Here is a 22969-nt window from a genome sequence, read left to right as displayed (position 1 = left end):
CGTGCTGTGGCGCAACAGCAACGACGACACCATCGCCGCCTGGCGCTCCTTCGACCAGAACGGCGCCATCGGCATCGAGCCGCGCATCATCGCCAACGCCACCGGCTGGACCCCCGTCCGCATGGCCGGGACCCTCGCAGGCGCCGGATAAGCCGAACCAATGAAGGCCGATCGGCGAACGATCGGCGTGGCCTGAAAACGCTCTTGTTGCCCCGTCCTGCGGGTGTTTCTTGGAGAATCGGGTTATCCGAGAATCAGGGCGTCACGCGCCCGGACAGGCAGGAGGCCCGCGCCCGCTCGTCCACCGCCGCCGCCGCGGCGCCGGCCGCCCCCTCCCCGCCATAGAGCGCGGCGGGAAGCGGCCGGCCGGTGGCCTCGCCCTCCTTGCGGTGCCAGGACAGGATGCAGGAGCAGACCCGCACCGCCGCCTCGGTGGAGCCGGTGCTCTGCGCGGCGAAGGGGCTGGCCTCGCAGGCCGCCAGGAAATCCCGGTTCGCGTCGGTCCGCCCACCGTCCGGCGGGTCGCCGCTGAAGACCAGCAGAGCCGCCAGCGACGCGAAGAAGAACACGAACAGCAGCGAACGCGGGTTGCGGAACACGGGCGGGACCCTCCCTTCAGGCCGAACGGATCTGCCGCAGGAACGCGCCGGCCTGCTCGCGCAGGGCCAGCGCCTGCCGGCCGAGGTCGGCGGCGGCGGAGCGCACCTCCGACGCCATGGTGCCGGTCTCGTGCGCCGAGGCCGACACGTCGCGGACGCTGTGGGTCACCTCCGAGGTGCGGTCGGCGGCGCGCTGGACGCTGCGGGCGATCGCGCCGGTGGTGGCGTTCTGGCGGTCGGCGGACCCGGCGATGCGGCCGACCAGATCGTTGACCGCGACCACCGTGCGCCCGATGCCGCCGATGGCCGTCACCGCGCTGCCGGTCACCGCCTGGATCTCCGCGACCTGCTGGGCGATCTCGTCGGTTGCCTTGGCCGTCTGGTTGGCGAGGCCCTTCACCTCGTTGGCGACGACGGCGAAGCCCTTGCCGGCCTCCCCCGCCCGCGCCGCCTCGATGGTCGCGTTCAGCGCCAGCAGGTTGGTCTGCGCGGCGATGCTCTGGATCAGCGTCACCACCTCCCCGATCTTGCCGGCGGCGGCGGCAAGGCCTTCGACCGTATGGTTGGTGCGCTCCACCTCCTCCACCGCGTTGCGGACCATGCGGGAGGACTCGTCGATCTGGCGGGACACCTCGACGATGGAGGCCGTCAACTCCTCGGTGGCGGCGGCCACGGTCCGCACATCGTCGCTGGCCTCGCCCGCAGCGCCACTGACCGCGGCAGCCTGCCCGCTGCTGCTCTCGGCAATGCCATGCAGGCGCTGGGCGTTGGATTCGAGTTGGGCCGTGGTGGCGCTCAGCGTCTCGACGACGCTCAGCATCGTCTCGTCGAAATTGCGGGCGACCGAATCCAGCGCGTCGCGGCGATCCCGCTCGGCGCGGGCGCGCTCCTCCGCCTGGGCGGCGTCGAGCCGGGACACCCGCTGCGCGTTCTCCTTGAAGACGCTCAGCGCCTGGGCCATGCCGCCGATCTCGTCCTTGCGGCCGAGCGCCGGGACGTCGACCGACAGGTTCCCCGTCGCCAGTTGCTCCATGGCGCCGCGCATGGCGGTCAGCGGACGGAAGATGCGCCGCGACAGCAGCAGGCTGCCGCCGGCGACCAGGAGCGTCACCAACGCGCCCAGCCCGCCGATCATCGTCTGGGTGTCGCGGATCGGGGCGAAGAACTCCGCCCTCGGAACGCCGACATAGAGCACGCCGACCACCTTGCCCGAGCGGTCCTTGATGGGGTCATAGGCGGTGTAGAAGGGAACGCCCAGGATGTCGGCCTGCCCGCGGTACGGCTCGCCCCGGACCAGAACGGCGTCATAGACCGGCCCCTTGGCCAGCTTGGTGCCGACGGCGCGCCCGCCGTCCGGCTTCTGGACGTTGGTGGTGACGCGCGTGTCGCCCATGAACAAGGTGGCGGTCCCGCCGACCAGCGCCTTCACCCGGTCCACCGGTTCGAAGAAACCGTTCAGCGCCCGGTCGCCGACATAAAGCGTGCTGTCGCGAACGCTGATGTCGCGCCCGTACTGGTTCAGCACGTCCCAGGCGACGCGCATGTTGGTTTCCTGCCGCTCCACCGCCATGCGCTCCGCATAGCGGCTCAGCAACGTTTCGTTGACAGCGAAGGTAGCGCTCGTCAACACGACCAACCCACCGACACACAGCGACACCGTCTTGCCCGAAAGCGACAGCGAGCCGACCCCCGTCAGCAACCCCATGGCGAACCCCCGCCCCCAATGATGCCCAGTGAATCCCAGCGTTTCGTACCCCAACGAACCGCAGCGGCATAGAAGCGTCAGAGGCTCTTAAAAAATCGTTCCGCACTGCACCACGCCCCGTTCACGGCGCAGCGCATGCCTTTTTAGAGTGATTCAAATATATATGAACAGCTGTTCATATAGATTGACACCCACACGCACCGGCGTTAGGGTCCGCCTCGTCATTGGGGAGTAGCCACCCTCCGTCGAGAGGGGCGCACGCCAACAGACTCGGGACCATCCTGCTACAGGCCGTCCCGTGGCGCGCGCGGCAGCCGGACAGCGTCCGGCCGGTTCGGCAAGACCGATGGTGCGGACGCTCCCGAAGGCCAACCGGGCGTAGCCGTGCTGTCGTGTTCGTTTGGCCGGAGCCTGTTGCCATGTTCGGTGCCACCTCCCTCATCCTCGCCGTCAGCCTTTCCATGGACAGCTTCGCCGCGGCATTGGGTCGTGGTGCCGTTCAGAAGCGTCCCGGCCTGTCCGAGGCGTTGCGGGTCGGTTTCGCCTTCGGCCTCTGCCAGCTCTCGATGGCTTCCATCGGCTGGGGGGTGGGTTCGGCCTTCGCCGGCTTCGTCCAGGCGATCGACCATTGGATCGCCTTCGGCCTGCTGCTGCTGATCGGCGGCTCGATGATCCGCAACGCGCTCGCGGGGGAAGAGGACGACGAGGCCGCCGCCGCCCGCTCGGGCTGGCTGGCCCTGCTGACCGTGGCGGTGGCGACCAGCATCGATGCCAGCGCGGTGGGGGTGGGCCTCGCCATGGCGGACGTGAACATCGCGGTGACCGCCAGCCTGATCGGCGTGGTCACCTTCCTGATGGGCTTCGGCGGCGTCCTGCTGGGCCGGGCCGCCGGCCCGCTGCTCGGCCGGCGCGCCGAACTGATCGGCGGCCTCGGCCTTCTCGCCATCGGCACCAAGATCCTGGTCGAGCATACCCTGCTGTAACGTAGGCCTCGGCCGGCCCCTCTCAGGCGGCGACGGCGTGAACGATGTGGCCGGCCGCGGCGGCGGCCACCGTCTGGGCGAGCAGGCCCGGACGATCCTGAACCCGGTCGCAGACGGCGCTGAAGTCGACGGACAGCGCGCGTTCTCCGCGGTCGTGCAGGTCTCCGCAGCGCCGCCCGGCATGCTCCAGCGTCGCCACGGCGGCCCGGATGACCCCGGCCACAATCTTCAGCCGGCTGGCCCGCGCGGCCTCGGCGATGCGCGGCTCGTTCTGCGCCAGCCAGTGGGACAGCCCCTGCGCGGTCAGCGCGAATTCCCGTTCCAGCGCCGCCGGGTCGCACGGCACGGCACCGTTGGGCAGATGGAGCCGGCCGTTGGCCGAGGGGAGCGACAACGCCGCCGCGATGATCGCGGAGGCCAGTTCCTGCCCGGAAAAGGGCGTCGTCACACAATCAATCATCACACAAGCGTTCATCGGTTCGCTCTCCAGCAGGACCCGGCGCCCAGTCAGGGCACGGGCAATGTCAGGGCACGGACAATTGCGCGCGGGCCATGCCGCCGTGCAGCGTGTCGAAGCAGACCACGCACTCCGGCGAGTCGGCGATGTAGGCCAGAACGTCCGCATAGGGGCCGTCGATGTGGATGAGTTCCGCCCCGCGATCCTCGGCCGGCCCCCGGCTGTGGGTGATCGTCAGCATGTCCATGCGCGGACCCCGCCCGCCGGTGGTCGCCGCCAGCACCGTCGCCCGCTGCCGATGATCAGAATGCCGATGATCGGGGCGCAGGGCGACCACGACGCCGGCGGGAGCGGCATCGTCGACACTGCGGACGGCGTTCGGGCGGCTTCCGGGACGGACGGCGGAAAGGGTCTTGACCATGGCTCACCTCAAGGGCTCGGGCTGGCTTGGCGGAAGGGGCGGACAATCGCCCCGTCTTGCTGTTGGTATACCGTATCCCAGAACAATCTTAGCTTCAAGGATGATTTTGTGAAATTTTCATCCCGCTCCGCAGCAAGACATCCTTTGCCCCCAAAGGCTGGGCGGCTTTTCCGCAGGGAGGAAAAGCGCAGCCTCCGCGCTGGACAGGCGGGCGCGGGCGTGTTCAGAGGATAGGGTCGGTCACTGTCACGGGAATCGGTCCATGGACCCGGTCGCCACTTCCGTCATCCTCGTCCACGGCGCCTTCGCCGATGGCTCCGCCTGGAGCCGCGTGATCCCCCTGCTCCAGGCCCAGGGGCTGGAGGCGATCGCCGTCCAGAATCCGCTGACCTCGCTGGACGAGGATGTGGCCCACGTTCAGCGCGCCATCGACCGCGCCAAAGGGCCGGCGGTTCTCGTCGGCCACTCCTGGGGTGGGGCGGTGATCACCCAGATCGGGAATCAGGACAAGGTGAAGGCGCTGGTCTATGTGGCGGCCTTCGCGCCGGGGATCGGCCAGTCGCCGAACGACACGCTGAAGCCCTTCCCGCCCTCGCCCGGCCTGTCCAGCGTGTCGATGGACCGTGCGGGCTATCTGCATCTGTCGGCGGAAAGTCTGGCGGCGAACTTCGCGCAGGATGTGCCGGCGGCGGAGGCGGCGCTGCTGGCCGCGACGCAGGGGCCGGTCCATGCCGGCTGTTTCCGCACGCGGGTGACCGCCGCGGCGTGGGAGCACAAGCCGTCCTGGTACATCGTCGCCAGCGAGGACCGGATGCTTCCCCCGGCCTTCCTGCGGGCGACCGCCGAGCGCATCGGCGCGCGGACGGTGGAGGTCGGGGCCAGCCACATCCCGCACGCCTCCCGGCCCGACGCGGTGGCGGCGGTGATCATCGAGGCGGCGGGCGCCCGCTGACGGGCAACCGACCGCTCCCGATCACGGTTTCAGGGTCACGGTATCACGGCATCATCCGGCGGCGCAGCAGCAGGCGGGCTCCGGATCGGACTCGTCGTCGTTCGCGGCGAGGCAGCCGTGCGCCGTGCCGAGCAGGCGGTGGAGATAATCATTCCACAGCGACCCGCAGGCCGGGGCCGGCAGCGGCGGAGCGGACGGCGTCGGCGATAGGTCCAGCGGAGGCGGTTCCGCGTGCCGGTCGAAGATCATGGGCGTCTCCTCCAAAATGCCACCCGCCGACCGGCGGGCGTCGGCGCTTGCTGCGCTCTGATGCGCGCCACGATAGCGGAAGTCAGTGTCCTGCACAGCCTGTTCGAAAGCCACCCCACCTCTGGCATAGAGGCCGTCATAGACGAGGGATCGGCTGGTCAGGCCCATCATTGGCACCGATAGCTGTGCCGTGACGCCAATCCCTTTCGTCTGTTGATGAGGCGCGAAGCCGCATCGACACGGACACCGATAAGGAGAGAGGCGCGTCATGGCGAATCTTCAGAACATCCTCGGCACCCTTCTGGCGACCGGCATGGGAGGGCACAGCCGCAGGAGCCCGCAGGATCTGGGAGCGATCCTGAACCGGTCAGGGATGGGCTCGGGACCGGCGATGCACGCCCGCAGCGGCATGGGCGTCGGCCCCATGGCCGGGCTGGGCGCGCTGGCCTACCTCGCCTACCGCGCCTATCAGGAGCGTCAGCAGAACATGCCTCCGTCGGGGCAGCCCTCCTCCGGACAGCCCTCCTCCGGACAGGCGCCGGCCCGCTCCGGACAGCCGGGGACCAGCCCGTGGGGGGCGCCGCCGTCCGGTTCGGGCAACACGCCGGGTGGCATCCTGGGCGGCATCCTCGGTGGAGCCGGTGCTTCCGGCGGCGGATCGCTGGGCGACCGGCTGTCCCAGGTCTTCCAGCAGCGCACCGCTCCCCCGCCCGACGCCGCCCCGTCGGGAGCCGATGAGGGCGCCTTTCCCGAACTCGCCATGGAGGACCAGCACGCCCTGCTGCTAATCCGTGCCATGATCGCCGCCGCCAACGCCGACGGCGAGATTTCCCCGGCCGAGCGCCAGCGCGTCATGTCCGCCCTGGACGAAGCCGGTGGTGGGCCGGAGGAACGGCGGATCGTGGAGCAGGAACTGTCCCAGCCACAGTCGCTCGACTCGCTGGTCCGCTCCGTCACCGATCCGGACATGGCGGAGCAGGTCTATCTGGCCTCGCTGATGGCGGTGGACCGCGATCATGAGGCGGAACGCGCCTATCTCACCTACCTCGCCACCCGCCTGAAGATCGCCCCGCAACGCGCCGAGCAGCTCAACCAGGCGGCGTGACCGCTCCAACCGCAAAGCCCTCTCCCGCCGCCGTGTGGGAGGGGGCTTTCCATTGACCGCAGCCTATTGACCGCACTCTCTTGACCCCACGGCCACAATCGGCGCAGGGTCTTGTCCCTACCTTCGCTACCGGGACCAACACCATGCTGCTGGATGACGCCGTCGACCGCGTGCTCCGTGATCTTGAGAGCTATGGGCGCGACAACGACGCGCGCGAGGGCGACCGCGCCCGCAAGATGCTGAATCTGGAGCGCGAGACGGCCGAACTGCTCCACATCCTGGTGCGCAGCGGGCGCCGCCGCCGGGTGCTGGAGATCGGCACCTCCAACGGCGTCAGCACCCTGTGGCTCGCCGCAGCCTTGCAGGCCATCGGCGCCGCCGAGCCGCTGACCAGCATCGAGCGCGATCCGGGCAAGAGCGCCCAGGCCGCCACCAACCTGGAGCGCGCCGGGCTGGCCAGCCGCGTCAACCTGCTGGTCGGCGACGCGACGGAGACGGTGGCCGGGCTGGACGGTCCCTTCGACTGCGTGTTCTTCGACGCCGACCGCTGGAGCGCCCCGGAGCAGCTTCGCCTCCTGCTGCCGAAACTGGAGCCGGACTGCCTGCTGCTGGCCGACAACGCCCTGTCCCACCCGCAGGAGATCGCCGGCTACATCGCGGCGGTGGAGGCCCTGCCCGGCTTCGGCACGACCATCTTCCCGGTGGGCAAGGGGCTGCACGTCGCCTGCCGCCCCTGACCTCACCGTTCGTCAGGCCGTCTCGCTCGCCAGCATTTCCGCGGCCAGCCGGCTGACGGCGGGGTAATCGGTCTTGCCGGTGCCGAGCAGGGGGATCGTCTCCACCCGCAGCACGTCGCGGGGAATGGCGATCTCCGGCGCTCCCTTGGCCTTGGCCGCCGACGCCAGCGCGTCGCGCGTCAGACCGGTGCCGGCGGTGACCAGGACGATCCGCTCGCCGCGCCGGGCGTCCGGCAGGGCGATGGCGGCGTGGGCGGCGTCCGGTTCGGCCTGGAGCGCCAATTCCTCGACCAGCCCCAGCGGGACCATCTCACCGGCCACCTTGGCGAAGCGCTTGACGCGCCCGACGATGCGGATGAAGCCGTCGGCGTCGATGTCCACGATGTCGCCGGTGTCGTGCCAGCCGTCCTCTGGCGGCTCCACCACGCCGGGGTTGTCGGCGCGTATGTAGCCCTTCATGACGTTCGGCCCGCGCACCCGCAACCGCCCACCCACCGGCACGCCGGGGACCGGCTGCAGCTCCGTCTCGATGCCGGGCAGGGCCTGCCCGACCGTGCCGGGGCGGAAGCGGGCCGGCGTGTTGACCGCGATCACCGGTGAGGTCTCGGTGGTGCCGTAGCCCTCCAGCAGATGCACGCGCAGCCGTTCCGTGTAGGTGCGGCGCGTCTCCTCCTGCAACCGCTCGGCCCCGGCGAAGACCAGCCGCAGCGAGCGGAAGTCATAGGGGTCCGCCGCCCGCGCCCAGGCGTTCAGGAAGAAGTCCGTGCCGAACAGCACCGTGGCGTTGGTCTGGTAGACCAGCTCGGGGATCAGCCGGACGTGGCGCGGGTTGGGGTAGAGCACCGTCTTCACCCCGTTCAGGATCGGCAGCAGCATCCCGCCGAGCAGCCCGAAGGAGTGGAAGACCGGCAGGCAGTTGAACACCACGTCCTGCCGCGTGAAGTCGACGACGGAGGCCACCTGCGCCATGTTGGCGAGCAGGTTGTCGTGGGTCAGCGCCACGCCCTTGGGCGGCCCCTCCGACCCCGAGGTGAAGAGGATCGCCGCCACGTCGTCCGACTGGCCCTGCGGGGGCAGGAACCGCTCCGGCGCCACCGACGCGGCCAGCGCCCGCAGCTTGTCGCCGATGCCCAGCCCGCGCTTCACGTCCTCCAGATAGACGATGCTGTGGTCGGCGGCCAGCGCCTCGACCAGCGGGCCGAGCCGTCCCATCTCCACGAAGCGGGCCGAGGTGACGATCCGGCGCAGCCCGGCGGCGCGGCAGGCCGCCTTCACGGCCTCCGCCCCGGCGGTGAAGTTCAGCATCGCCGCCGGCCGCCCGTAAGCCGCCAGCCCGAAGAACACCGCCGCGGTCGGCGAGGCGGTCGGCAGCAGCACCCCCACCGCCTCGCCCGGCTCGGTGCCGCGGGCCAGGATGCGGCCGAGCACCAGGGAGCGCGCGGTCAGGGCGCGGTAGGACAGCGTGGTGAAGTCGCCGTCCTGCACCGCCGCCTTGCCCCAGCCGGTCTTCCGCCCGGCCTCCAGCAGGGCGAGCGCCAGCGTGTCGGGCCGCTGCCCGGCGGCGAAGACGGTTTCCGTCATGACGCGCGACAGCCAGGACTTCAGCGCCGCCCGCCGCTTCTTGCCGGCCAGCCCGGTCACGTCCGGGGTGGCGACCGGCGGCATGACCGTGATGGTGATCCGCGGGAACAGGCCCAGCCGCAGCCGCCCGTGCATCCGCGACAGCATGGAGCGCTGCGCGCCCTCGATGCAAACCGGCACGATGGGGCAGCCCGCTTTGTCGGCCAGCATGCCGGGACCGCCGTTGATCTTCATCAGCGAGCCGGTGACGGTGATCCGCCCCTCCGGGAAGATGCAGATCTTGTGGCCCTCGACCAGGGTGCGGGCGAGCAGGCGCGTGCCCATCGGCTTGGTCGGATCGATGGTCACGTGGTCGGCCAGCGCCAGGAAGGGCTTGGCCCAGGCCTGCTGCGCGATGAAGCTGTCCACGGCGAAGCGCATGCCCGGCAGGAAGGCGGCGAGCAGCGCGCCGTCCAGGAAGGACTGGTGGTTCGGCGTGACGACCGCCGCCCTCTCCAGCCGTTCCAGATGCTCCGCCCCGCGCAGCTCGACGCGGAAGGCCAGCCGGAAGAAGGCGCGGGCCAGCGCCCGCCCCAGGCCAACCGCGTCGATGGCGAGCGCCAAGACGACGGCGGCCAGCATGCTCGCCCCGCCCCAGGCGGCGACGGTCAGCGGCGTCACGCCCAGCGCCAGCATGGCCGCGGCGATGCCCGAGCCGACCACCATGAACAGCGCGTTGACCACGTTGGCCGCCGCGATCACCCGGGCGCGGGCCGAGACCGCCGCGCGATGCTGGATCAGCGCGTAGAGCGGCACGGCGAAGGCGCCGCCCGCCGCGGCGATCAGGAACAGGTCGGCCAGCAGCGGCATCGCCCAGGGCTGGGCCAGCAGGGCCAGCGCCGACAGCGGCTCCGCCGACGGCGCGTCGGGCGTCAGGAAGGGCAGCGCCGCACCGGCCACCGCCGCGACGAGGCCCGCCAGGGCAGCGCGGCGCGCGTCGGCGCGCGAGGGCACCCGGTGCCCCAGCCCGGCGTAGACGGAACCGACCGCCACGCCCACGGCGAAGACCGCCAGCAGCAGGGTCGCGCCCTCACTGTCGGTGCCCAGCGTCTCCCGCGCGATGGCCGGGAACTGCGCCATGACGACCGCGCCGACACCCCAGAAGACGGAGATGCCGTAGATCGCCAGCATCGACACGCGGTCCTGCGCGGTGGCGCGCAGAACGCGCAGGGTGACCGACACCGGGTTCAGCCCGACGCGCACCGTCCGGTCGGCGTTGCCGGCCCGCGGGATCAGCAGCGACGCCGCCAGTCCGCCCAGCGCCGTCGCCCCGAGCAGTCCCGGAAGCGCCAGCGGGTGGGCCAGAGCGAGCGAACCTCCCGCGATGGTGCAGAGCAGGATCGCCACGAAGGTCCCGGCCTCGACCAGCCCGTTGCCGGCGGTCAACTCCTCCGGCTTCAGCAGGTCGGGGAGCAGGCCGTACTTGACCGGCCCGAAGACGGTGGAATGGGCGCCCATGCCGACCAGCGCGACGATCAGCACGCCGAGGTCGGCGCGCATGATGCCCCAGGCGGCAATCGCCATCAGGCCGATCTCCGCCACCTTCACGGCGCGGGAGATCAGCGTGCGGTCGAAGCGGTCGGCCAATTGCCCGGCGGTCGCCGAGAACAGCAGAAAGGGCACGGTGAAGGCCGCCGCGGCGAGCGTCGAGATCAGCGCGCCGTCACCCGCCGTCCCCGCCATGCCGTAGACGGCCAGCACCGCGATGGCGCCGCGCAGCACGTTGTCGCCGAAGGCGCCGAGGAACTGCGTCACGAACAGCGGCAGGAAGCGCCGCGTGGCGAGAAGACCGAGTTCGCCCATGGCTCAGGTTTCCTTTCCGGTGGACAGGCCGCGCAGCAGCGCGTCGGCGACCGTATCGACCAGCGTGCCGAGCGGAGCCGTCTGCCGTCCGTAAACATGCGACTGGATGTTGAGGACGATGGCGCCGATCACCGTGTGGGCCAGCGCCTCGCGGTCGGCGTCGACGACGCTCCCCTCCGCGATGCCGTCGCCGACGATGGCGCAGACCACGTCCACCGGCGTCTCCAACCCGTCAGGAACCAGCGGCAGAGCGTCGTGCTGCGACAGCAGAAGGAAGCGCGCGCGGCCCGGCGCCGCCTCGACCAGCCCGAAGGCCCAGGCGATGACGCGGCGCAGCCGCTGCGGCGCCGGGCCGCTCCCCGCCGCCTCGCGCAGGCTGTGCGACAGGGCGGTGTATTCGGCGGCGAACAGGGCGGCGGCAAGCTCCTCCTTGCTGGCCCAATGGCGGTACAGCGCCCCCTCCGACACCCCGGCGGCGCGGGCGATGTCCTTGATGGTGGTCGCCTTCACCCCCTTCTGGGCGAACAGCGCGATGGCGGCGTCCCGGACCTTGTTGCGTGCGTCGCTGCGGGCGTCTTTGGACATGGCGCTTCCGTTCGTGGCGTTCATCATGAGTGAACGTTCACTCACATACTGCACGGAACCGGCCCGCCCTGCAAGGGTGATGTGACGGCACCGCATCGTCGTGCGCTTTGCACGACGGGTGCTTTTTTGGGCAAGATCATTCGCACACACTCATGAAACACAGGGAACCAGGGACATGGTGAGGACGATCGACGGGACGGAGGCGCTGACGGCCGACATGACCGCGTGGCGGCGCGACCTGCACGCCCACCCGGAAACGGCCTTCGAGGAGGAGCGGACCAGCGATTTCGTGGCCGAGAAGCTGGCCTCCTTCGGGCTGGAGGTTCACCGCGGCCTCGCCAAGACCGGCGTGGTCGGGCTGCTGCGCAACGGCGAGGGGCCGGCGGTCGCCTTCCGCGCCGACATGGACGCCCTGCACATCCACGAGCAGACCAACCTGCCCCACGCCTCGCACAATCCGGGGCGCATGCATGCCTGCGGCCACGACGGGCACACGGCGATGCTGCTGGGCGCGGCGCGCCACCTGTCGGCGCATCCGAACTTCCAGGGCACCATCGCCTTCGTCTTCCAGCCCGCGGAGGAGAACGAGGGCGGCGGGCGCGTGATGGTCGAGGATGGGCTGTTCGAGACATTCCCCGTCGAGCAGGTCTACGGCATGCACAACTGGCCGGGGCTGGAGGTCGGCAAGATCGCGCTGCGCCCCGGCCCGATCATGGCCGCCTACGACATCTTCGAATTGACCCTGACCGGCAAGGGCACCCACGCCGCCATGCCTCATCTGGGCACTGACACGATCCTGGCCGGCACCCAGATCGTCAACGCATGGCAGACCATCGCCAGCCGCAGCGTGCATCCCGTCGATTCCGCCGTGGTCAGCGTCACGCAGTTCCACGCTGGCGATACGTGGAATGTCCTTCCGGCCACCGCCGTCCTGCGTGGAACCACCCGGACCTTCCGCAAGGAGGTGCAGGACATGGTGGAGCGGCGCATGGGCGAACTGGCCAAGGCCATCGCCGGCGGCTACGGGGTCGAGGCGGAGCTGCGTTACGAGCGCCGCTACCCTTCCACGGTGAACGAGGCCGGGGCGACCGAGCTGGCCCGCCGCGCCGCCGCCGGAGTCGTCGGCGAATCGGGGCTGGATCTGGACCCGATGCCCAGCATGGGGGCTGAGGATTTCGCCTTCATGCTGCAGCAGCGCCCCGGCTGCTACGTCTGGGTCGGCGCCGGTCCGTCGGACGGCGGGCGCAACCTGCACAGTCCGCATTACGACTTCAACGACGCAGTCCTGCCCATCGGCCTCAGCTATTGGGTGCGGCTGGCCGAGACCGTGCTGCCGCGCGCGGCGTGACGGCAACCGGTATCCCCTCTCCCCTCCGGGGAGAGGGTTAGGGTGAGGGGGTTGCGCGTCTGGTTACGTTCGGCAAAGGCGCATCCCCCTCACCGGCCCTGCGGGCCACCCTCTCCCCAGAGGGGAGAGGGCTATAAAGGCGCAAGGCAATCTATACGGCCACCTTTGTACAAACCATTCCTATCTCCCTATGGTTTGTGTATGAAACAGGAAAATTACCGCGCCCCGTCCATGGTAATTGCCCGGGTATGCAATTTGTCCCATGATCGGGCCGATTTCACCCGACAGACGTGGGACAAGGCACGGTGAAGGCGATAGAGAACAAGACCGGTGTTCCTGGAACCGGCGGCATCTGGCAGCGGCCCGACTCCCTGTGGGAGGCCACGGCCCCGCCGCCGCCGGCCCTTCCGGTGCTCGAACACGCGGTGGAAGCCGACCTGCTGGTGATCGGCGGTGGCTTCACCGGCCTGTCGGCGGCCCTGCACGCCGCCGAATCGGGCAAGCGCGCCGTCGTCCTGGAGGCGTCGGAGATCGGGCGCGGCGCGTCCGGGCGCAACAACGGGCAGGTCATCCCGACCCTGACGCGTCCGGATCCTGAGGACCTCGTCGCCAAATTCGGGCCGGAACGGGGCGAACGCTTCGTCGCGCTGATCCGCGACAGCGCCGAAACCCTGTTCGCCCTGATTCGCCGCCTGGGCATCGACTGCGCGGCCGAGCAGACCGGCTGGGTACAGCCCGTCCATTCGCCGGGCCGCATCGCCATCGCCGAACGGCGGGCGAAGCAGTGGGGCAGCCGGGGCGCTCCGGTGGAGCTGCTCGACCGCGCCGGCATCTCGGACCTGCTGGGCACCGACGCCTATTACGGCGGCTGGATGAACCGCAGCGGCGGCCACATCAACCCGCTGGCGCTGGCCCGTGGGTTGGCCGGCAAGGCGGTGGAGGCCGGCGCGTCGGTCTTCATCAACTCTCCGGTCCTGTCGGTGGAGCGGCGCGGCGACCGCTGGGTCGCCCGAACGCCGGCCGGTACGGTGACCGCCCACGCCCTGGTGCTGGGCACCAACGGCTATGCCGCCGCGGTCTTCCCCGAAATCCGCACGGAGGTCGTACCAGTCCTGTCCTGGCAGATGGCCACCCAGCCGCTGGACGAGGCGCAGCGGCGCAGCATCCTGCCCGGCCGTCAGGCCATGTCCGACACCCACGGCGACCTGCGCTTCATGCGCTACACCGCCGACCACCGGCTGGTCAGCGGCGGCGCGCTGCTCGTCCCTGTCGACGGGGCGGACCGGCTGCGCCGCATCGTCGGCCTGCGGCTGGCCTCAATGTTCCCCACCCTGCGCGGGCTGCGGTTCGACCATGTGTGGAACGGGCGGATCGCCATGACCACCGACTACACCCCGCGGGTCCACCAGCTCGGCCCCAACGCCTTCACCTGGGCGGGCTGCAACGGGCGCGGCGTCGCCCTGTCCGTCTCGCTGGGGCGGGAGCTGGCCTACGCCGCGCTGGGCCGCGATCCGACGGAGCTGGCGCTGCCGTTGACCGATCCGCGCCCCCTGCCCTTCAACGACCTGCTGCAACGCATCGGGCCGTTCAAACTCCTGCAATACCGCTGGAACGACATCCGGGAAATCTGACGATGACTGAAGACACCAAGGCGCCTGCCGCCCCGGACCACGCCACGCAGCTGCGCAACGCCTACGCCATGCGGGCCGCGTCCTACGCCCACATGTTCGACGTGCTGCGCGAGCGCTACGGCACCGAGACGGCGCTGGACATCGGGCGCGAGGCGACCCGCCGCCTGGGCGAGGCGATGGGCGTGAAGTACGCGGCGCACGGCCCGGACGACCTTGCCGGCCTGTGCCACGCCTTCCTCGACGGCATCCCGAACCGCGATTCCATGTTCGCGCCGGAGATCAAGCGCTGCGACGGCGACGCGCTGGAGATTCACTTCCACCGCTGCCCCCTGAAGGAGGCGTGGCAGGCCCAGGGCAAGTCCGACGAGGATCTGGAGCTGCTGTGCAACATGGCCGGCGCCATCGACGGCGGCCTGTTCGAGGCGGCCGGCTTCGTCTTCCGCGGCGAGACCTGGAAGCCCGGCGACGAAGGCTGTTGCCGCCTGAAGGTCCTGCCCGGCCCCAAGGCCGCCTGATCCGCCAAGTTACTCAGTCCAACCGTACGACGCTGCCCAACACCGGCCTCGAAGCCGGCCTTCACAAGAAAGGTTCACCTGCGATGACCGCCCTGAAGACCGCCTCCCTCGCCGCCCTCATGACCGCCGCGCTGGCCGGCACCGCCCTGGCCGCCGACACCGTAAAGATCGGCTACCAGCTGCCGCTGACCGGCGAGACCGCGCAGTACGGCCAGGACTTCCGCAAGGCCGCCGAGATTGCCCTGACCGAGTTCAACGCGTCCGGCAAGCCCTTCAAGGCGGAGATCGTCTTCGAGGACAGCCGCTCCGACGCCAAGGAGGGCACCAACATCGCCCGCAAGTTCGTGGACGACAAGGCGATCGTCGGCGTGCTGGGCGACTTCACCTCGGGCGTGTCGATGGCCTCGGCGCAGGTCTACAAGGACGCCGGGATGCCGCAGCTCTCGCAGACGGCCTCGCACCCCGACTACACCAAGATTTCCAAGTACCAGTTCCGCAACATCGCCACCCAGGCGCAGGAAGGCCCCTACAACGCCAAGTGGATGCTGTCCAAGGGCTACAAGAACATCGCGGTCATCGCCGAGCAGACCGACTGGGGCCAGTCCGTCGTCTCCGGCTTCACCGATGGCGTGAAGGCCAACGGCGGCACGGTGGTGTTCTCCGAGTTCTTCAACCGCGGCCTGAAGGACTACCGTTCGCTGATCAGCAAGCTGGAGCGCGCGAAGCCGGACGCCATCTACACCGGCTTCTTCTACGAGGACGGCGCGCAGTTCCTGCGTCAGGTGCAGCAGCTCGGCATCAAGACCCCGGTCTACTCGACCTCGGCCGCCTACAGCCCGAAGCTGATCGAGCTGGCCGGCGAAGCCGCGGAGGGCGTGCACCTGACCTCCAACTTCCTGCCGACCGATCCCGCCCCGCACATCCAGCATTTCGTGACGGAGTGGAAGGCCGCTTCCAACGGCGCGGTCCCGGGACAGTTCCCGGCGCAGGCCTATGACGCCGTGCGCATCATGCTGGCCGCGGTCGAGAAGGCCTACCCGAACCCGACCCGCGAGAAGGTGCGCGACGCCCTGGCCGAGACCAAGGACTTCCCGGGCGTGACCGGCAAGACCAGCTTCAGCGCCGACCGCGAGGCCGAGAAGGAGCTGGTGAAGGTCGAGGTCAAGGGCGGCGCCTTCGTGCCGGTCGCCGACTGACCGGCGCGCCCCCTTCCGACCCGATAGCCTAACGATCTCCAGCGAACGGTCCGCATGATCGACCCTTATTACCTCCAGCAGCTCGCCATCGGGCTGTCGCTGGGGATGACCTACGCGCTGATGGCGATCGGCTTCACGCTGATCTTCGGCGTTCTGAACGTCGTCAACTTCGCCCATGGCGAGGTCTACACGCTGGGCGCCTTCGCCGGGCTGGTGCTGATTTCCGCGACGGCCCCGCCGATCTTCGCGGTGATCTTCATCGCCCTGGCGATCGGCGCCATGGCCGGATTCTCGCTGGAGCGGATCGCCTTCAAACCCTTCCGCCGCTTCACCGACGAGGCGTCGCTGAAGTCGCGGGCGATGCGCGAATCCACCCTGCTCTCCTCGCTCGCCGTGTCCATCGTGGTGCGCGAGGCGCTGGAGATCGTGTTCGGGTCGCAGATGCGCTCCGTCCCGTTCGAGTATCTCATCAACACGCCGGTGCGCATCGGGCCGGTGATCCTGGTGACCGGCGACTTCATCATCTTCGGCGTGGCCGCGGCGATGCTGATCGGTCTCCAGTATCTGCTGACCCGCACCCGCATCGGCCTGTCGATCCGGGCGGTGTCGAACAACCCGCTGGGCGCCAAGTATGTCGGCATCGACACCGACCGCACCATCATCATGACCTTCGTCGTCGGCTCGATGATGGGGGCGGCGGCCGGCATCCTGACCGGGCTCTATTACGGGGCGATCTTCCCCGCCATGGGCTTCGTCCCCGGCATCAAGGCCTTCGTCGCCATGGTGATGGGCGGTCTGTCCTCGATCCCCGGCGCGGTGATCTGCGCCCTGATCCTGGGCATCTCGGAGAGCATGGCGACGACCTTCGTGTCGTCGGGCTGGTCGGATATGGTGGCCTACGGCTTCCTGATCCTCACCCTGATCTTCTTCCCCAACGGATTGTTCGGAGCGCGCCGTGAACGTGTCTGACCTGTCGGCGCCGCGGCGCGGGCAAGGCGCGCTGATTCCGCTCCTGCTCGCCCTGCTGGTCTTTGTCGGGCTGCCGGCCGTGCTGGCCGGCTTCGACCGCGGCTATTTCTATCAGATCGCCAATCTGGCGCTGATCTTCATCCTGCTGTCCGCCTCCATGCATCTGGTCACCGGGGTGGCCGGGCTGCTGCATCTCGGGCACGCCGCCTTCTACGGGGTGGGGGCCTACACCGCCGCCCTGCTCTCGACCAAGTTCGGGCTGGGCTTCACGGTGACGCTGCCGCTGTCCGGTCTGGTGGCGGCGCTGATCGCCTTCCTGGTGGCGCTGCCGACCATGCGGCTGGTCAGCATCTATTTCGCCGTGGCGACTCTGGCCATCGGGCAGATGCTCTATCTGGTCATGCTGAACTGGGTGGAGTTCACCAAGGGCCCCAACGGCATCATCGTCACCAAGGGCCTGGAGCTGTTCGGCTTCAGCCTGTCGGGCCGGCTCGCCACCTACTACACGGTGGCGACGGTGGTGGCGCTGTGCGTCCTGGCGATCGGGCGGCTCAGCCACTCCTACTACGGCAACGCCCTGCGCTCGATCCGCGAGGACGACCAGTGCGCCGACGCCATGGGCGTCAGCACGGCGCGTCTGAAGATGGAGGCCTTCACCCTGTCGGCCTTCTTCGCCGGCGTGGCGGGCAGCCTGTGGGCGCACATGACCGGCTACATCTCGCCGGGCGACTTCAAGTTCTCCGAATCCATCCTGATCCTGGCGATGGTGGTGGTGGGCGGCCTGGGCAGCCTGCCCGGCGCGGTGATCGGCGCGCTTCTGCTGATCCTGCTGCCGGAAGGGCTGCGCGCCTTCGGCGACTTCCGCAACATCATGGTCGGTCTGGTGATGTTCCTGTCGATCCTCCTGCTGCCGAAGGGCCTGCTGGGCGAGGTCTCCGCGCTCCAGCTCGCGCGGCGCCAGCTGGGTGCGGCGTGGCGCAACACCGTGAAGGGCGAAGGGATCGGCTGGCGATGACCCATCTTCTCGACATCCGCAACGTCAGCCGCCGCTTCGGCGGCGTGCTGGCGGTGAACGACGTGACCGGCCATGTGGACGAGGGCGAACTGGTCGGGCTGATCGGCCCGAACGGCGCCGGCAAGACCACCCTGTTCAACCTGATCTCCGGCTTCACGCCGCTGTCGTCGGGCACCGTCGCCTTCGACGGCAGGACCATCAGCGGGCTGAAGACCAACCAGGTGGCCCGTTTGGGCATCAGCCGCACCTTCCAGAATCTGCGCGTCTTCCCGAACATGTCGGTCTTCGACAACGTGTCGGTGGGCGCGGTCGGCGCGCTGCCCCAGGGGGCGCTGGGGGCGCTGTTCGGCTCCCTCGCCGGGGGCGGCGCCCGCTCCGCCGAGATCAGCCGCCGCACCTGGGAGGCGCTGGAGGCCGTCGGCCTGACCCATGTGGCGGGCGAACTGGCGGCCAACCTGCCCTACGGCCAGCGCAAGTATCTGGAGATCGCCCGCGCCCTGGCAATGCAGCCGCGCTTCCTGATCCTCGACGAACCGGCTGCCGGATTGAACGACACCGAGACCCGCGCGCTGGCCGACTTCATCAAGCGGCTGCACGGCACCGGCCTGACCATCATGCTGGTGGAGCACGACATGACCCTGGTCATGAGCATCTGCCAGCGCATCCTGGTTCTCGCCTCCGGCCGCAAGATCGCCGACGGCCCGCCCGACGCCATCCGCCGCGATCCGGCGGTCCTGGAAGCCTATCTGGGGGTGGACGCATGACCCAGCAGCAGTCAAACGGCCCGATCCTCGCGATCGAGAACCTGCACGTCACCATGGGGCCGCAGGAGATCCTGCACGGCATCGACCTGACCGTGGCGCAGGGCGCCATCGTCGCCGTTCTGGGCTCCAACGGCGTCGGCAAGACCACGCTGATGCGGGCGATCTCGGGCGTCTACCGGGCGAGCCGGGGCGGCATCGCCTTCCGCGGCGAGCCCATCGCCAACCTGCCCGCCCACCGCATCGTCAAGCTCGGCCTGTCGCAGGCGCCGGAAGGCCGCCAGATCTTCTCCAACATGAGCGTGCGGGAGAATCTGGTGCTCGGCGGCGGCGACGTCGGGCTCGGCGAACTCGACCGGATGCTCGACATGTTCCCGGTCCTGCGGGAGCGCCTGCGCCAGAACGCCGGGTCGCTGTCGGGCGGCGAGCAGCAGATGCTGTGCATCGCCCGCGCCCTGATGCGCCGCCCGGCCCTGCTCCTGCTCGACGAACCGTCGCTGGGACTGGCCCCGATGGTCGTCGCGCAAATCTTCGATCTGGTTCAGCGCATCCGGGCGGAGGGCGTGTCGATCCTGCTGGTCGAGCAGAACGCCCGCGCCGCCCTGCGGGTCGCCGACCACGCGGCGGTGATGGAGGACGGGCGCATCGTGCTGGCCGGTCCGGCCGCCCAACTCCGTGACGACCCCCGCATCGCCGAAGCCTATCTCGGCGGACACGCGCATTGACGGCTTCTTGAGACGGAGACACCGATGACCGAACCGACCGACACGCCCGCGGCCAAGCCGGTGATGGGCATGCTGGAGCGCCGTGGGATCGAGGCGGCGATCCTGAAGCCGGTCTACGAGGAAATGGCCGCCCGGCTGGGCGAGGCGGTGGCGCAGGACATCCTGGGCGCCGCCATCACCCGCGCCGCGGTGGAATCCGCCGCGGCCTTCGCCGCGACCGAGCCGAACGGCACCAGCCTGAAAAGTTTCGCCGACCTGCAGCCGTTGTGGACCAAGGACGACGCGCTGCGGCTGGAGGTGCTGCACCAGGACGAGACGCGGTTCGACTACAACGTCACCCGCTGCCGCTACGCCGAGATGTACCGGGAGATGGGGCTGGGTACCATCGGCCACCTGCTGTCCTGCAACCGCGACGCCGCCTTCTGCACGGGTTACGACCCGTCGATCAAGATGGAGCGGACGCAGACCATCATGCAGGGCGCCAGCCACTGCGACTTCCGCTACCGCGTGGACAAGCCGGAAGGCTGAACGGAGAGAACCCAAAACGACAACGGCCCGGCGTGCGGAACGCCGGGCCGTTGCTTTTTCAGGGCGTGTTGCTGTTCGTCAGGCCGCCGCTGTCGCCACCGGCTGAAGGCCGCGCGTCAACTGGCCGAACGCATCGCGGAAGCGCGGCAGGGCCACGTCGGTTTCGGCGAAGCGGACATGGATCGCCGTCTTGTCGATGGCCCGCACCTCGAAGGCGACGGTCAGGCCGAAGCGGTCGAGCCGCAGGGTGCCACGGTCGCCCACGCCGAGACCGCTGACCCCGCTCAGCATGGCGCCGCCGTTCGACAGGTCGGTCAGGGTGCCGGACTGGTCGCGCCCATGGACCACGACGCCGCAGGCCTCGTTCACGCGGTAGCGCGGGCTGCGGCGGCGGTCGGCGTCGGTCGTGGAGGTGCGGACGACGCGGACCAGCACGCGGCGCAGTTCGTCGATGCTGTTCGCCACCTCGTCCGAGCCGGCCCGCACGCCGGACGCCTGCGAACCGGTCTGGTCGGCGTCGCTGGACACGGCGGCGATGCGCACCGACACCTCCTGCGCGGCGTTGGAGGTCTCCACCACGTTGCGGCTGATTTCCTGGGTGGCGGCGGCCTGCTCCTCCATCGCGGCGGCGATGGCGCTGGAGATCTGGTCGATCTCGCCGATGGTGTCGCCGATCTCCGCCACCGCACCCACGGCGGTGCTGGTCACCCCCTGGATTTCCGCGATCAGGCGGGTGATCTCCTCGGTCGAACGGGCGGTCTGGTTGGCGAGGTTCTTCACCTCCTGCGCCACCACCGCGAAGCCCTTGCCGGCCTCGCCGGCGCGCGCCGCCTCGATGGTCGCGTTCAGCGCCAGCAGGTTGGTCTGGCTGGCGATGTCGGTGATCAGCTTGACCACCTCGTCGATGCGGCCGACCGCCTCGGACAGCGACTGGATGGTGCCCTGGGTGCGCTGGCCGTTCTCCACGGCGCGGCGGGTAACCGCGCTGGAATGGGCGATCTGCGCGGAGATCTCGCGGATCGAGGCCGCCAGTTCCTCCGTCGCCGCCGCCACGGTCTGGGCGTTGGCCAGTGCCTCCTCCGCCGCCGCGGCGACGTTCTGCGCGTTGATGCTGACCCGCTCGGCCGAGGTCGCCATGGCGTCGGCGTCCTGAGCCATGCCGCCGGTGCGCAGGGCGACCTGCTCCACCGCGTGGCTGGCCTCGCGTTCCACCGTTTCGGCCATCGACTGGAGGGCGGTGATGCGCTCCTCCTCCGCTTGGCGTTGGCGCTCCGCGCGCTCCTGGGTGGAGTAGTTCAGCTTCGCCTTCACGGCGCGGATCTGCGACCGGATGCGGGCGAACTCCGCCACGCCGGAACTGGGAACGTTCGTCATCAAGTCGCCGCGGGCGATGGCGTCGAGATGGGTTTCGACCAGCCCGAGCGGACGGCGGACCGTCCCCAGAACGCTGAGCGTGCCGACGCCGGCCACCAGCAGGCCGAACAGCATCAGCCCCACGAAGATTTCGACGCTGTCGCTGCCGGTCAGGCTCAGCCAGCCGAGGACCATGACGGTCAGCAGCAGCAAGCCGATGGTTGCCATGATGCGGCCGGCGATGCTGGACGCCAGATTGCCCAGCCAGACGCCGAAGCCGCGGCGGACGATCTGGCCCTCCAGCAACCCGTATTGCTGGCCACGCCCGGCGCGGATCTCGGCGTAGATGCGCTCCGCCTCCGCCACCGCGTCACGGCTTGGCTTGGACCGGATGGAGATGTACTCCGTCACCACGCCCTTTTCGGTGATCGGGGTGACGTTTGCCTTCACCCAGTAATGGTCACCTGTTTTGGAGCGATTCTTGACCAGACCTTCCCACGGCCGGCCATCCTTGATGGTTTCCCACAGGTTGGCGAAGGCCGCCGGGGGCATGTCCGGATGGCGGACAACATTGTGGGGGGCGCCGATTAATTCCGTCTCTGAGAAACCGCTAATATCAACGAATGCTTTATTGACGAACGTAATTTTGCCGCGGGTGTCGGTTCGCGACACAAGCAGCATATCGTCGGTCATTTCGATTTCGCGGTTCGTAACCGGTCCATTATCGCGCATAAGCCAGCACCCCGTCGCGGAGAACACGCATAAAACACTACTTAAGTTTTATTTCTACTGTATTAAGGCCAGAAAATCACCACCATATTGTCGCACCCTACCCGACCTAAGTCAGAGGCGTTCGGGGAGCGGTCCATCCGCTAGGTCACTGCTGGCGTTGAAAAAATCGGCGATTTGCCTTGCATTTTAGGCATTTTCGAGGCGCTTCGTCCCTATTGTGGATTCTACGGAGTCCGCTCCGATTCAAGATCGGCGCCGGCCATCGGTTCCTCCGGGTTGCGGAGCGATGGCAGGGGCGGCACCATCCTCCACGCGCACCGTTGGAACGGACATCCCCCCTCAAACCGCAACAGGACAGCCACGATGACCGACACCGCCAAGCCCGTCCGCCTTCTCGGTCTTTCCGGCAGCATCCGCCGCCACTCCCACTGCACCGCGGTGCTGAACACGCTCTCCGACTCCCTGGGCAACAAGGCGGGCAACAAGGCGGAGATGGCCCTCTTCCCGCTGAACGACATCCCGCCCTACGATCCCGACCTGGACGCGGAGAACACACCCGCCCCGGCCACCGCCCTGCGCGACTCCATCGCCGCGGCCGATGGCCTGGTCGTCATTTCCCCCGAGTACAATTACGGCATGTCGGGGGTGCTGAAGAACGCGCTGGACTGGGCGTCGCGCCCGGCCATGAAGTCGCCGGTGCGGGGCAAGCCGATCCTCATCATGACCGCCTCCCCCGCCTTCACCGGCGGCGTGCGCGCCCAGCACGAGATGCGCGAGACGCTGTCCGGCATGATGGGCCGGGTCATCGCCCGCCCGCAGGTGGTCATCGGCATGGTTCACGAGAAGATCAGGGACGGCCGGCTGACCGACCAGGCCGCGCTGGATTTCGCGCTGGCCGCCATCGACGATCTTCTGGCGGAAATCGCTCTGCTGCACGGCACCCGGGGCGCCTGAGCCTCCCGGAAAGCGGGGCTGCCGCG

Annotated in this window: 22 protein-coding genes; 14 read left to right on the top strand and 8 right to left on the bottom strand. The window is 69.4% G+C overall.

Annotated elements, in window-relative coordinates; all coding sequences use genetic code 11:
• Positions 1-254: 254 nt before the first annotated feature.
• Both ACFPMG_RS00585 and ACFPMG_RS00580 read right to left on the bottom strand, forming a co-directional pair.
• Entirely contained in the window at positions 255-599 is a 345-nt protein-coding gene (locus ACFPMG_RS00585) for a hypothetical protein (RefSeq protein WP_376993310.1), read from the bottom strand.
• 16 nt (positions 600-615) lie between these two features.
• A complete protein-coding gene (locus ACFPMG_RS00580) occupies positions 616-2304 on the bottom strand; it encodes a methyl-accepting chemotaxis protein (RefSeq protein ID WP_376993309.1) in 1689 nt (562 codons plus the stop codon).
• Positions 2305-2723: 419 nt separating this feature from the next.
• Between ACFPMG_RS00580 and ACFPMG_RS00575 the strand changes: the two genes are divergently transcribed.
• Entirely contained in the window at positions 2724-3287 is a 564-nt protein-coding gene (locus ACFPMG_RS00575; protein ID WP_376993308.1) for a manganese efflux pump MntP, read from the top strand.
• A gap of 22 nt (positions 3288-3309) precedes the next feature.
• On the opposite strand, the gene ACFPMG_RS00570 is transcribed toward ACFPMG_RS00575, so the two are convergent.
• Both ACFPMG_RS00570 and ACFPMG_RS00565 read right to left on the bottom strand, forming a co-directional pair.
• Positions 3310-3735 carry a hypothetical protein gene (locus ACFPMG_RS00570; RefSeq protein ID WP_376993307.1) on the bottom strand — a complete coding sequence of 142 codons (426 nt, stop codon included), beginning with the start codon at positions 3733-3735 and terminating at the stop codon, positions 3310-3312.
• 76 nt (positions 3736-3811) lie between these two features.
• Positions 3812-4165: a hypothetical protein gene (locus ACFPMG_RS00565; protein ID WP_376993306.1), complete on the bottom strand. Its 354-nt coding sequence runs from the start codon at positions 4163-4165 to the stop codon at positions 3812-3814.
• A gap of 262 nt (positions 4166-4427) precedes the next feature.
• Here ACFPMG_RS00565 and ACFPMG_RS00560 point away from each other — a divergent pair, with 262 nt between their 5' ends.
• A complete protein-coding gene (locus ACFPMG_RS00560; protein WP_376993305.1) occupies positions 4428-5117 on the top strand; it encodes an alpha/beta fold hydrolase in 690 nt (229 codons plus the stop codon).
• A gap of 51 nt (positions 5118-5168) precedes the next feature.
• Here ACFPMG_RS00560 and ACFPMG_RS00555 read toward each other — a convergent pair whose 3' ends face one another.
• On the bottom strand, positions 5169-5366 hold the full coding sequence (locus ACFPMG_RS00555; RefSeq protein WP_376993304.1) for a hypothetical protein: 198 nt from the start codon (positions 5364-5366) through the stop codon (positions 5169-5171).
• 268 nt (positions 5367-5634) lie between these two features.
• Between ACFPMG_RS00555 and ACFPMG_RS00550 the strand changes: the two genes are divergently transcribed.
• Both ACFPMG_RS00550 and ACFPMG_RS00545 read left to right on the top strand, forming a co-directional pair.
• Positions 5635-6471: a tellurite resistance TerB family protein gene (locus ACFPMG_RS00550; RefSeq protein WP_376993303.1), complete on the top strand. Its 837-nt coding sequence runs from the start codon at positions 5635-5637 to the stop codon at positions 6469-6471.
• A gap of 143 nt (positions 6472-6614) precedes the next feature.
• Positions 6615-7208 (top strand): O-methyltransferase, encoded by a 594-nt coding sequence (locus ACFPMG_RS00545; RefSeq protein WP_376993302.1) that lies wholly within the window; start codon positions 6615-6617, stop codon positions 7206-7208.
• A 12-nt stretch (positions 7209-7220) separates the two neighbouring features.
• Here ACFPMG_RS00545 and ACFPMG_RS00540 read toward each other — a convergent pair whose 3' ends face one another.
• Both ACFPMG_RS00540 and ACFPMG_RS00535 read right to left on the bottom strand, forming a co-directional pair.
• The gene (locus ACFPMG_RS00540) at positions 7221-10631 is read right to left on the bottom strand and encodes an acyl-[ACP]--phospholipid O-acyltransferase (protein ID WP_376993301.1); all 3411 of its coding nucleotides are present in this window, start codon (positions 10629-10631) and stop codon (positions 7221-7223) included.
• Positions 10632-10634: 3 nt separating this feature from the next.
• Positions 10635-11216 (bottom strand): TetR/AcrR family transcriptional regulator, encoded by a 582-nt coding sequence (locus ACFPMG_RS00535; protein ID WP_376993300.1) that lies wholly within the window; start codon positions 11214-11216, stop codon positions 10635-10637.
• A gap of 175 nt (positions 11217-11391) precedes the next feature.
• Between ACFPMG_RS00535 and ACFPMG_RS00530 the strand changes: the two genes are divergently transcribed.
• The 9 genes from ACFPMG_RS00530 (at position 11392) to ACFPMG_RS00490 (ending at position 19904) form a co-directional block, all read left to right on the top strand.
• Complete coding sequence (locus tag ACFPMG_RS00530; RefSeq protein ID WP_376993299.1) at positions 11392-12564, top strand: M20 aminoacylase family protein; 1173 nt, start codon at positions 11392-11394, stop codon at positions 12562-12564.
• Positions 12565-12869: 305 nt separating this feature from the next.
• The gene (locus tag ACFPMG_RS00525; RefSeq protein ID WP_376993298.1) at positions 12870-14195 is read left to right on the top strand and encodes an NAD(P)/FAD-dependent oxidoreductase; all 1326 of its coding nucleotides are present in this window, start codon (positions 12870-12872) and stop codon (positions 14193-14195) included.
• Between the two features lie 2 nt (positions 14196-14197).
• Positions 14198-14710: an L-2-amino-thiazoline-4-carboxylic acid hydrolase gene (locus tag ACFPMG_RS00520; RefSeq protein WP_114856649.1), complete on the top strand. Its 513-nt coding sequence runs from the start codon at positions 14198-14200 to the stop codon at positions 14708-14710.
• A gap of 83 nt (positions 14711-14793) precedes the next feature.
• The gene (locus ACFPMG_RS00515; RefSeq protein WP_119507275.1) at positions 14794-15906 is read left to right on the top strand and encodes an ABC transporter substrate-binding protein; all 1113 of its coding nucleotides are present in this window, start codon (positions 14794-14796) and stop codon (positions 15904-15906) included.
• Between the two features lie 54 nt (positions 15907-15960).
• Positions 15961-16875, top strand: coding sequence for a branched-chain amino acid ABC transporter permease (locus ACFPMG_RS00510; RefSeq protein WP_040136279.1), 915 nt, complete (start codon positions 15961-15963; stop codon positions 16873-16875).
• Complete coding sequence (locus tag ACFPMG_RS00505) at positions 16862-17890, top strand: branched-chain amino acid ABC transporter permease (RefSeq protein ID WP_199228224.1); 1029 nt, start codon at positions 16862-16864, stop codon at positions 17888-17890. Before ACFPMG_RS00510 ends, ACFPMG_RS00505 begins: the two co-directional genes overlap by 14 nt.
• Positions 17887-18654 carry an ABC transporter ATP-binding protein gene (locus ACFPMG_RS00500; RefSeq protein ID WP_014242469.1) on the top strand — a complete coding sequence of 256 codons (768 nt, stop codon included), beginning with the start codon at positions 17887-17889 and terminating at the stop codon, positions 18652-18654. Before ACFPMG_RS00505 ends, ACFPMG_RS00500 begins: the two co-directional genes overlap by 4 nt.
• Positions 18651-19376 (top strand): ABC transporter ATP-binding protein, encoded by a 726-nt coding sequence (locus ACFPMG_RS00495; RefSeq protein WP_376993297.1) that lies wholly within the window; start codon positions 18651-18653, stop codon positions 19374-19376. Before ACFPMG_RS00500 ends, ACFPMG_RS00495 begins: the two co-directional genes overlap by 4 nt.
• A gap of 24 nt (positions 19377-19400) precedes the next feature.
• Complete coding sequence (locus ACFPMG_RS00490; protein ID WP_376993296.1) at positions 19401-19904, top strand: L-2-amino-thiazoline-4-carboxylic acid hydrolase; 504 nt, start codon at positions 19401-19403, stop codon at positions 19902-19904.
• Between the two features lie 78 nt (positions 19905-19982).
• Here ACFPMG_RS00490 and ACFPMG_RS00485 read toward each other — a convergent pair whose 3' ends face one another.
• On the bottom strand, positions 19983-21938 hold the full coding sequence (locus ACFPMG_RS00485) for a methyl-accepting chemotaxis protein (protein ID WP_376993315.1): 1956 nt from the start codon (positions 21936-21938) through the stop codon (positions 19983-19985).
• 414 nt (positions 21939-22352) lie between these two features.
• Here ACFPMG_RS00485 and ACFPMG_RS00480 point away from each other — a divergent pair, with 414 nt between their 5' ends.
• Positions 22353-22943, top strand: a complete 591-nt coding sequence (locus tag ACFPMG_RS00480) for an NADPH-dependent FMN reductase (RefSeq protein WP_376993295.1) — start codon at positions 22353-22355, stop codon at positions 22941-22943.
• Positions 22944-22969 lie beyond the last annotated feature (26 nt).

The organism is Azospirillum himalayense (assembly GCF_042657465.1).
In the GTDB taxonomy this organism is placed as follows: Bacteria; Pseudomonadota; Alphaproteobacteria; order Azospirillales; family Azospirillaceae; genus Azospirillum; species Azospirillum himalayense.
Note: the sequence above shows the minus strand (reverse complement) of the source record. Positions and strands in the feature narration are given on the sequence as shown.

Coding starts and splice junctions, on each gene's coding strand:
- ACFPMG_RS00530 (WP_376993299.1), top strand. CDS start 11,392: ATGGTGAGGACGATCGACGGGACGGAGGCGCTGACGGCCGACATGACC.
- ACFPMG_RS00535 (WP_376993300.1), bottom strand. CDS start 11,216: ATGTCCAAAGACGCCCGCAGCGACGCACGCAACAAGGTCCGGGACGCC.
- ACFPMG_RS00495 (WP_376993297.1), top strand. CDS start 18,651: ATGACCCAGCAGCAGTCAAACGGCCCGATCCTCGCGATCGAGAACCTG.
- ACFPMG_RS00550 (WP_376993303.1), top strand. CDS start 5,635: ATGGCGAATCTTCAGAACATCCTCGGCACCCTTCTGGCGACCGGCATG.
- ACFPMG_RS00540 (WP_376993301.1), bottom strand. CDS start 10,631: ATGGGCGAACTCGGTCTTCTCGCCACGCGGCGCTTCCTGCCGCTGTTC.
- ACFPMG_RS00580 (WP_376993309.1), bottom strand. CDS start 2,304: ATGGGGTTGCTGACGGGGGTCGGCTCGCTGTCGCTTTCGGGCAAGACG.
- ACFPMG_RS00490 (WP_376993296.1), top strand. CDS start 19,401: ATGACCGAACCGACCGACACGCCCGCGGCCAAGCCGGTGATGGGCATG.
- ACFPMG_RS00560 (WP_376993305.1), top strand. CDS start 4,428: ATGGACCCGGTCGCCACTTCCGTCATCCTCGTCCACGGCGCCTTCGCC.
- ACFPMG_RS00480 (WP_376993295.1), top strand. CDS start 22,353: ATGACCGACACCGCCAAGCCCGTCCGCCTTCTCGGTCTTTCCGGCAGC.
- ACFPMG_RS00500 (WP_014242469.1), top strand. CDS start 17,887: ATGACCCATCTTCTCGACATCCGCAACGTCAGCCGCCGCTTCGGCGGC.
- ACFPMG_RS00520 (WP_114856649.1), top strand. CDS start 14,198: ATGACTGAAGACACCAAGGCGCCTGCCGCCCCGGACCACGCCACGCAG.
- ACFPMG_RS00575 (WP_376993308.1), top strand. CDS start 2,724: ATGTTCGGTGCCACCTCCCTCATCCTCGCCGTCAGCCTTTCCATGGAC.
- ACFPMG_RS00510 (WP_040136279.1), top strand. CDS start 15,961: ATGATCGACCCTTATTACCTCCAGCAGCTCGCCATCGGGCTGTCGCTG.
- ACFPMG_RS00565 (WP_376993306.1), bottom strand. CDS start 4,165: ATGGTCAAGACCCTTTCCGCCGTCCGTCCCGGAAGCCGCCCGAACGCC.
- ACFPMG_RS00515 (WP_119507275.1), top strand. CDS start 14,794: ATGACCGCCCTGAAGACCGCCTCCCTCGCCGCCCTCATGACCGCCGCG.
- ACFPMG_RS00555 (WP_376993304.1), bottom strand. CDS start 5,366: ATGATCTTCGACCGGCACGCGGAACCGCCTCCGCTGGACCTATCGCCG.
- ACFPMG_RS00545 (WP_376993302.1), top strand. CDS start 6,615: ATGCTGCTGGATGACGCCGTCGACCGCGTGCTCCGTGATCTTGAGAGC.
- ACFPMG_RS00485 (WP_376993315.1), bottom strand. CDS start 21,938: ATGCTGCTTGTGTCGCGAACCGACACCCGCGGCAAAATTACGTTCGTC.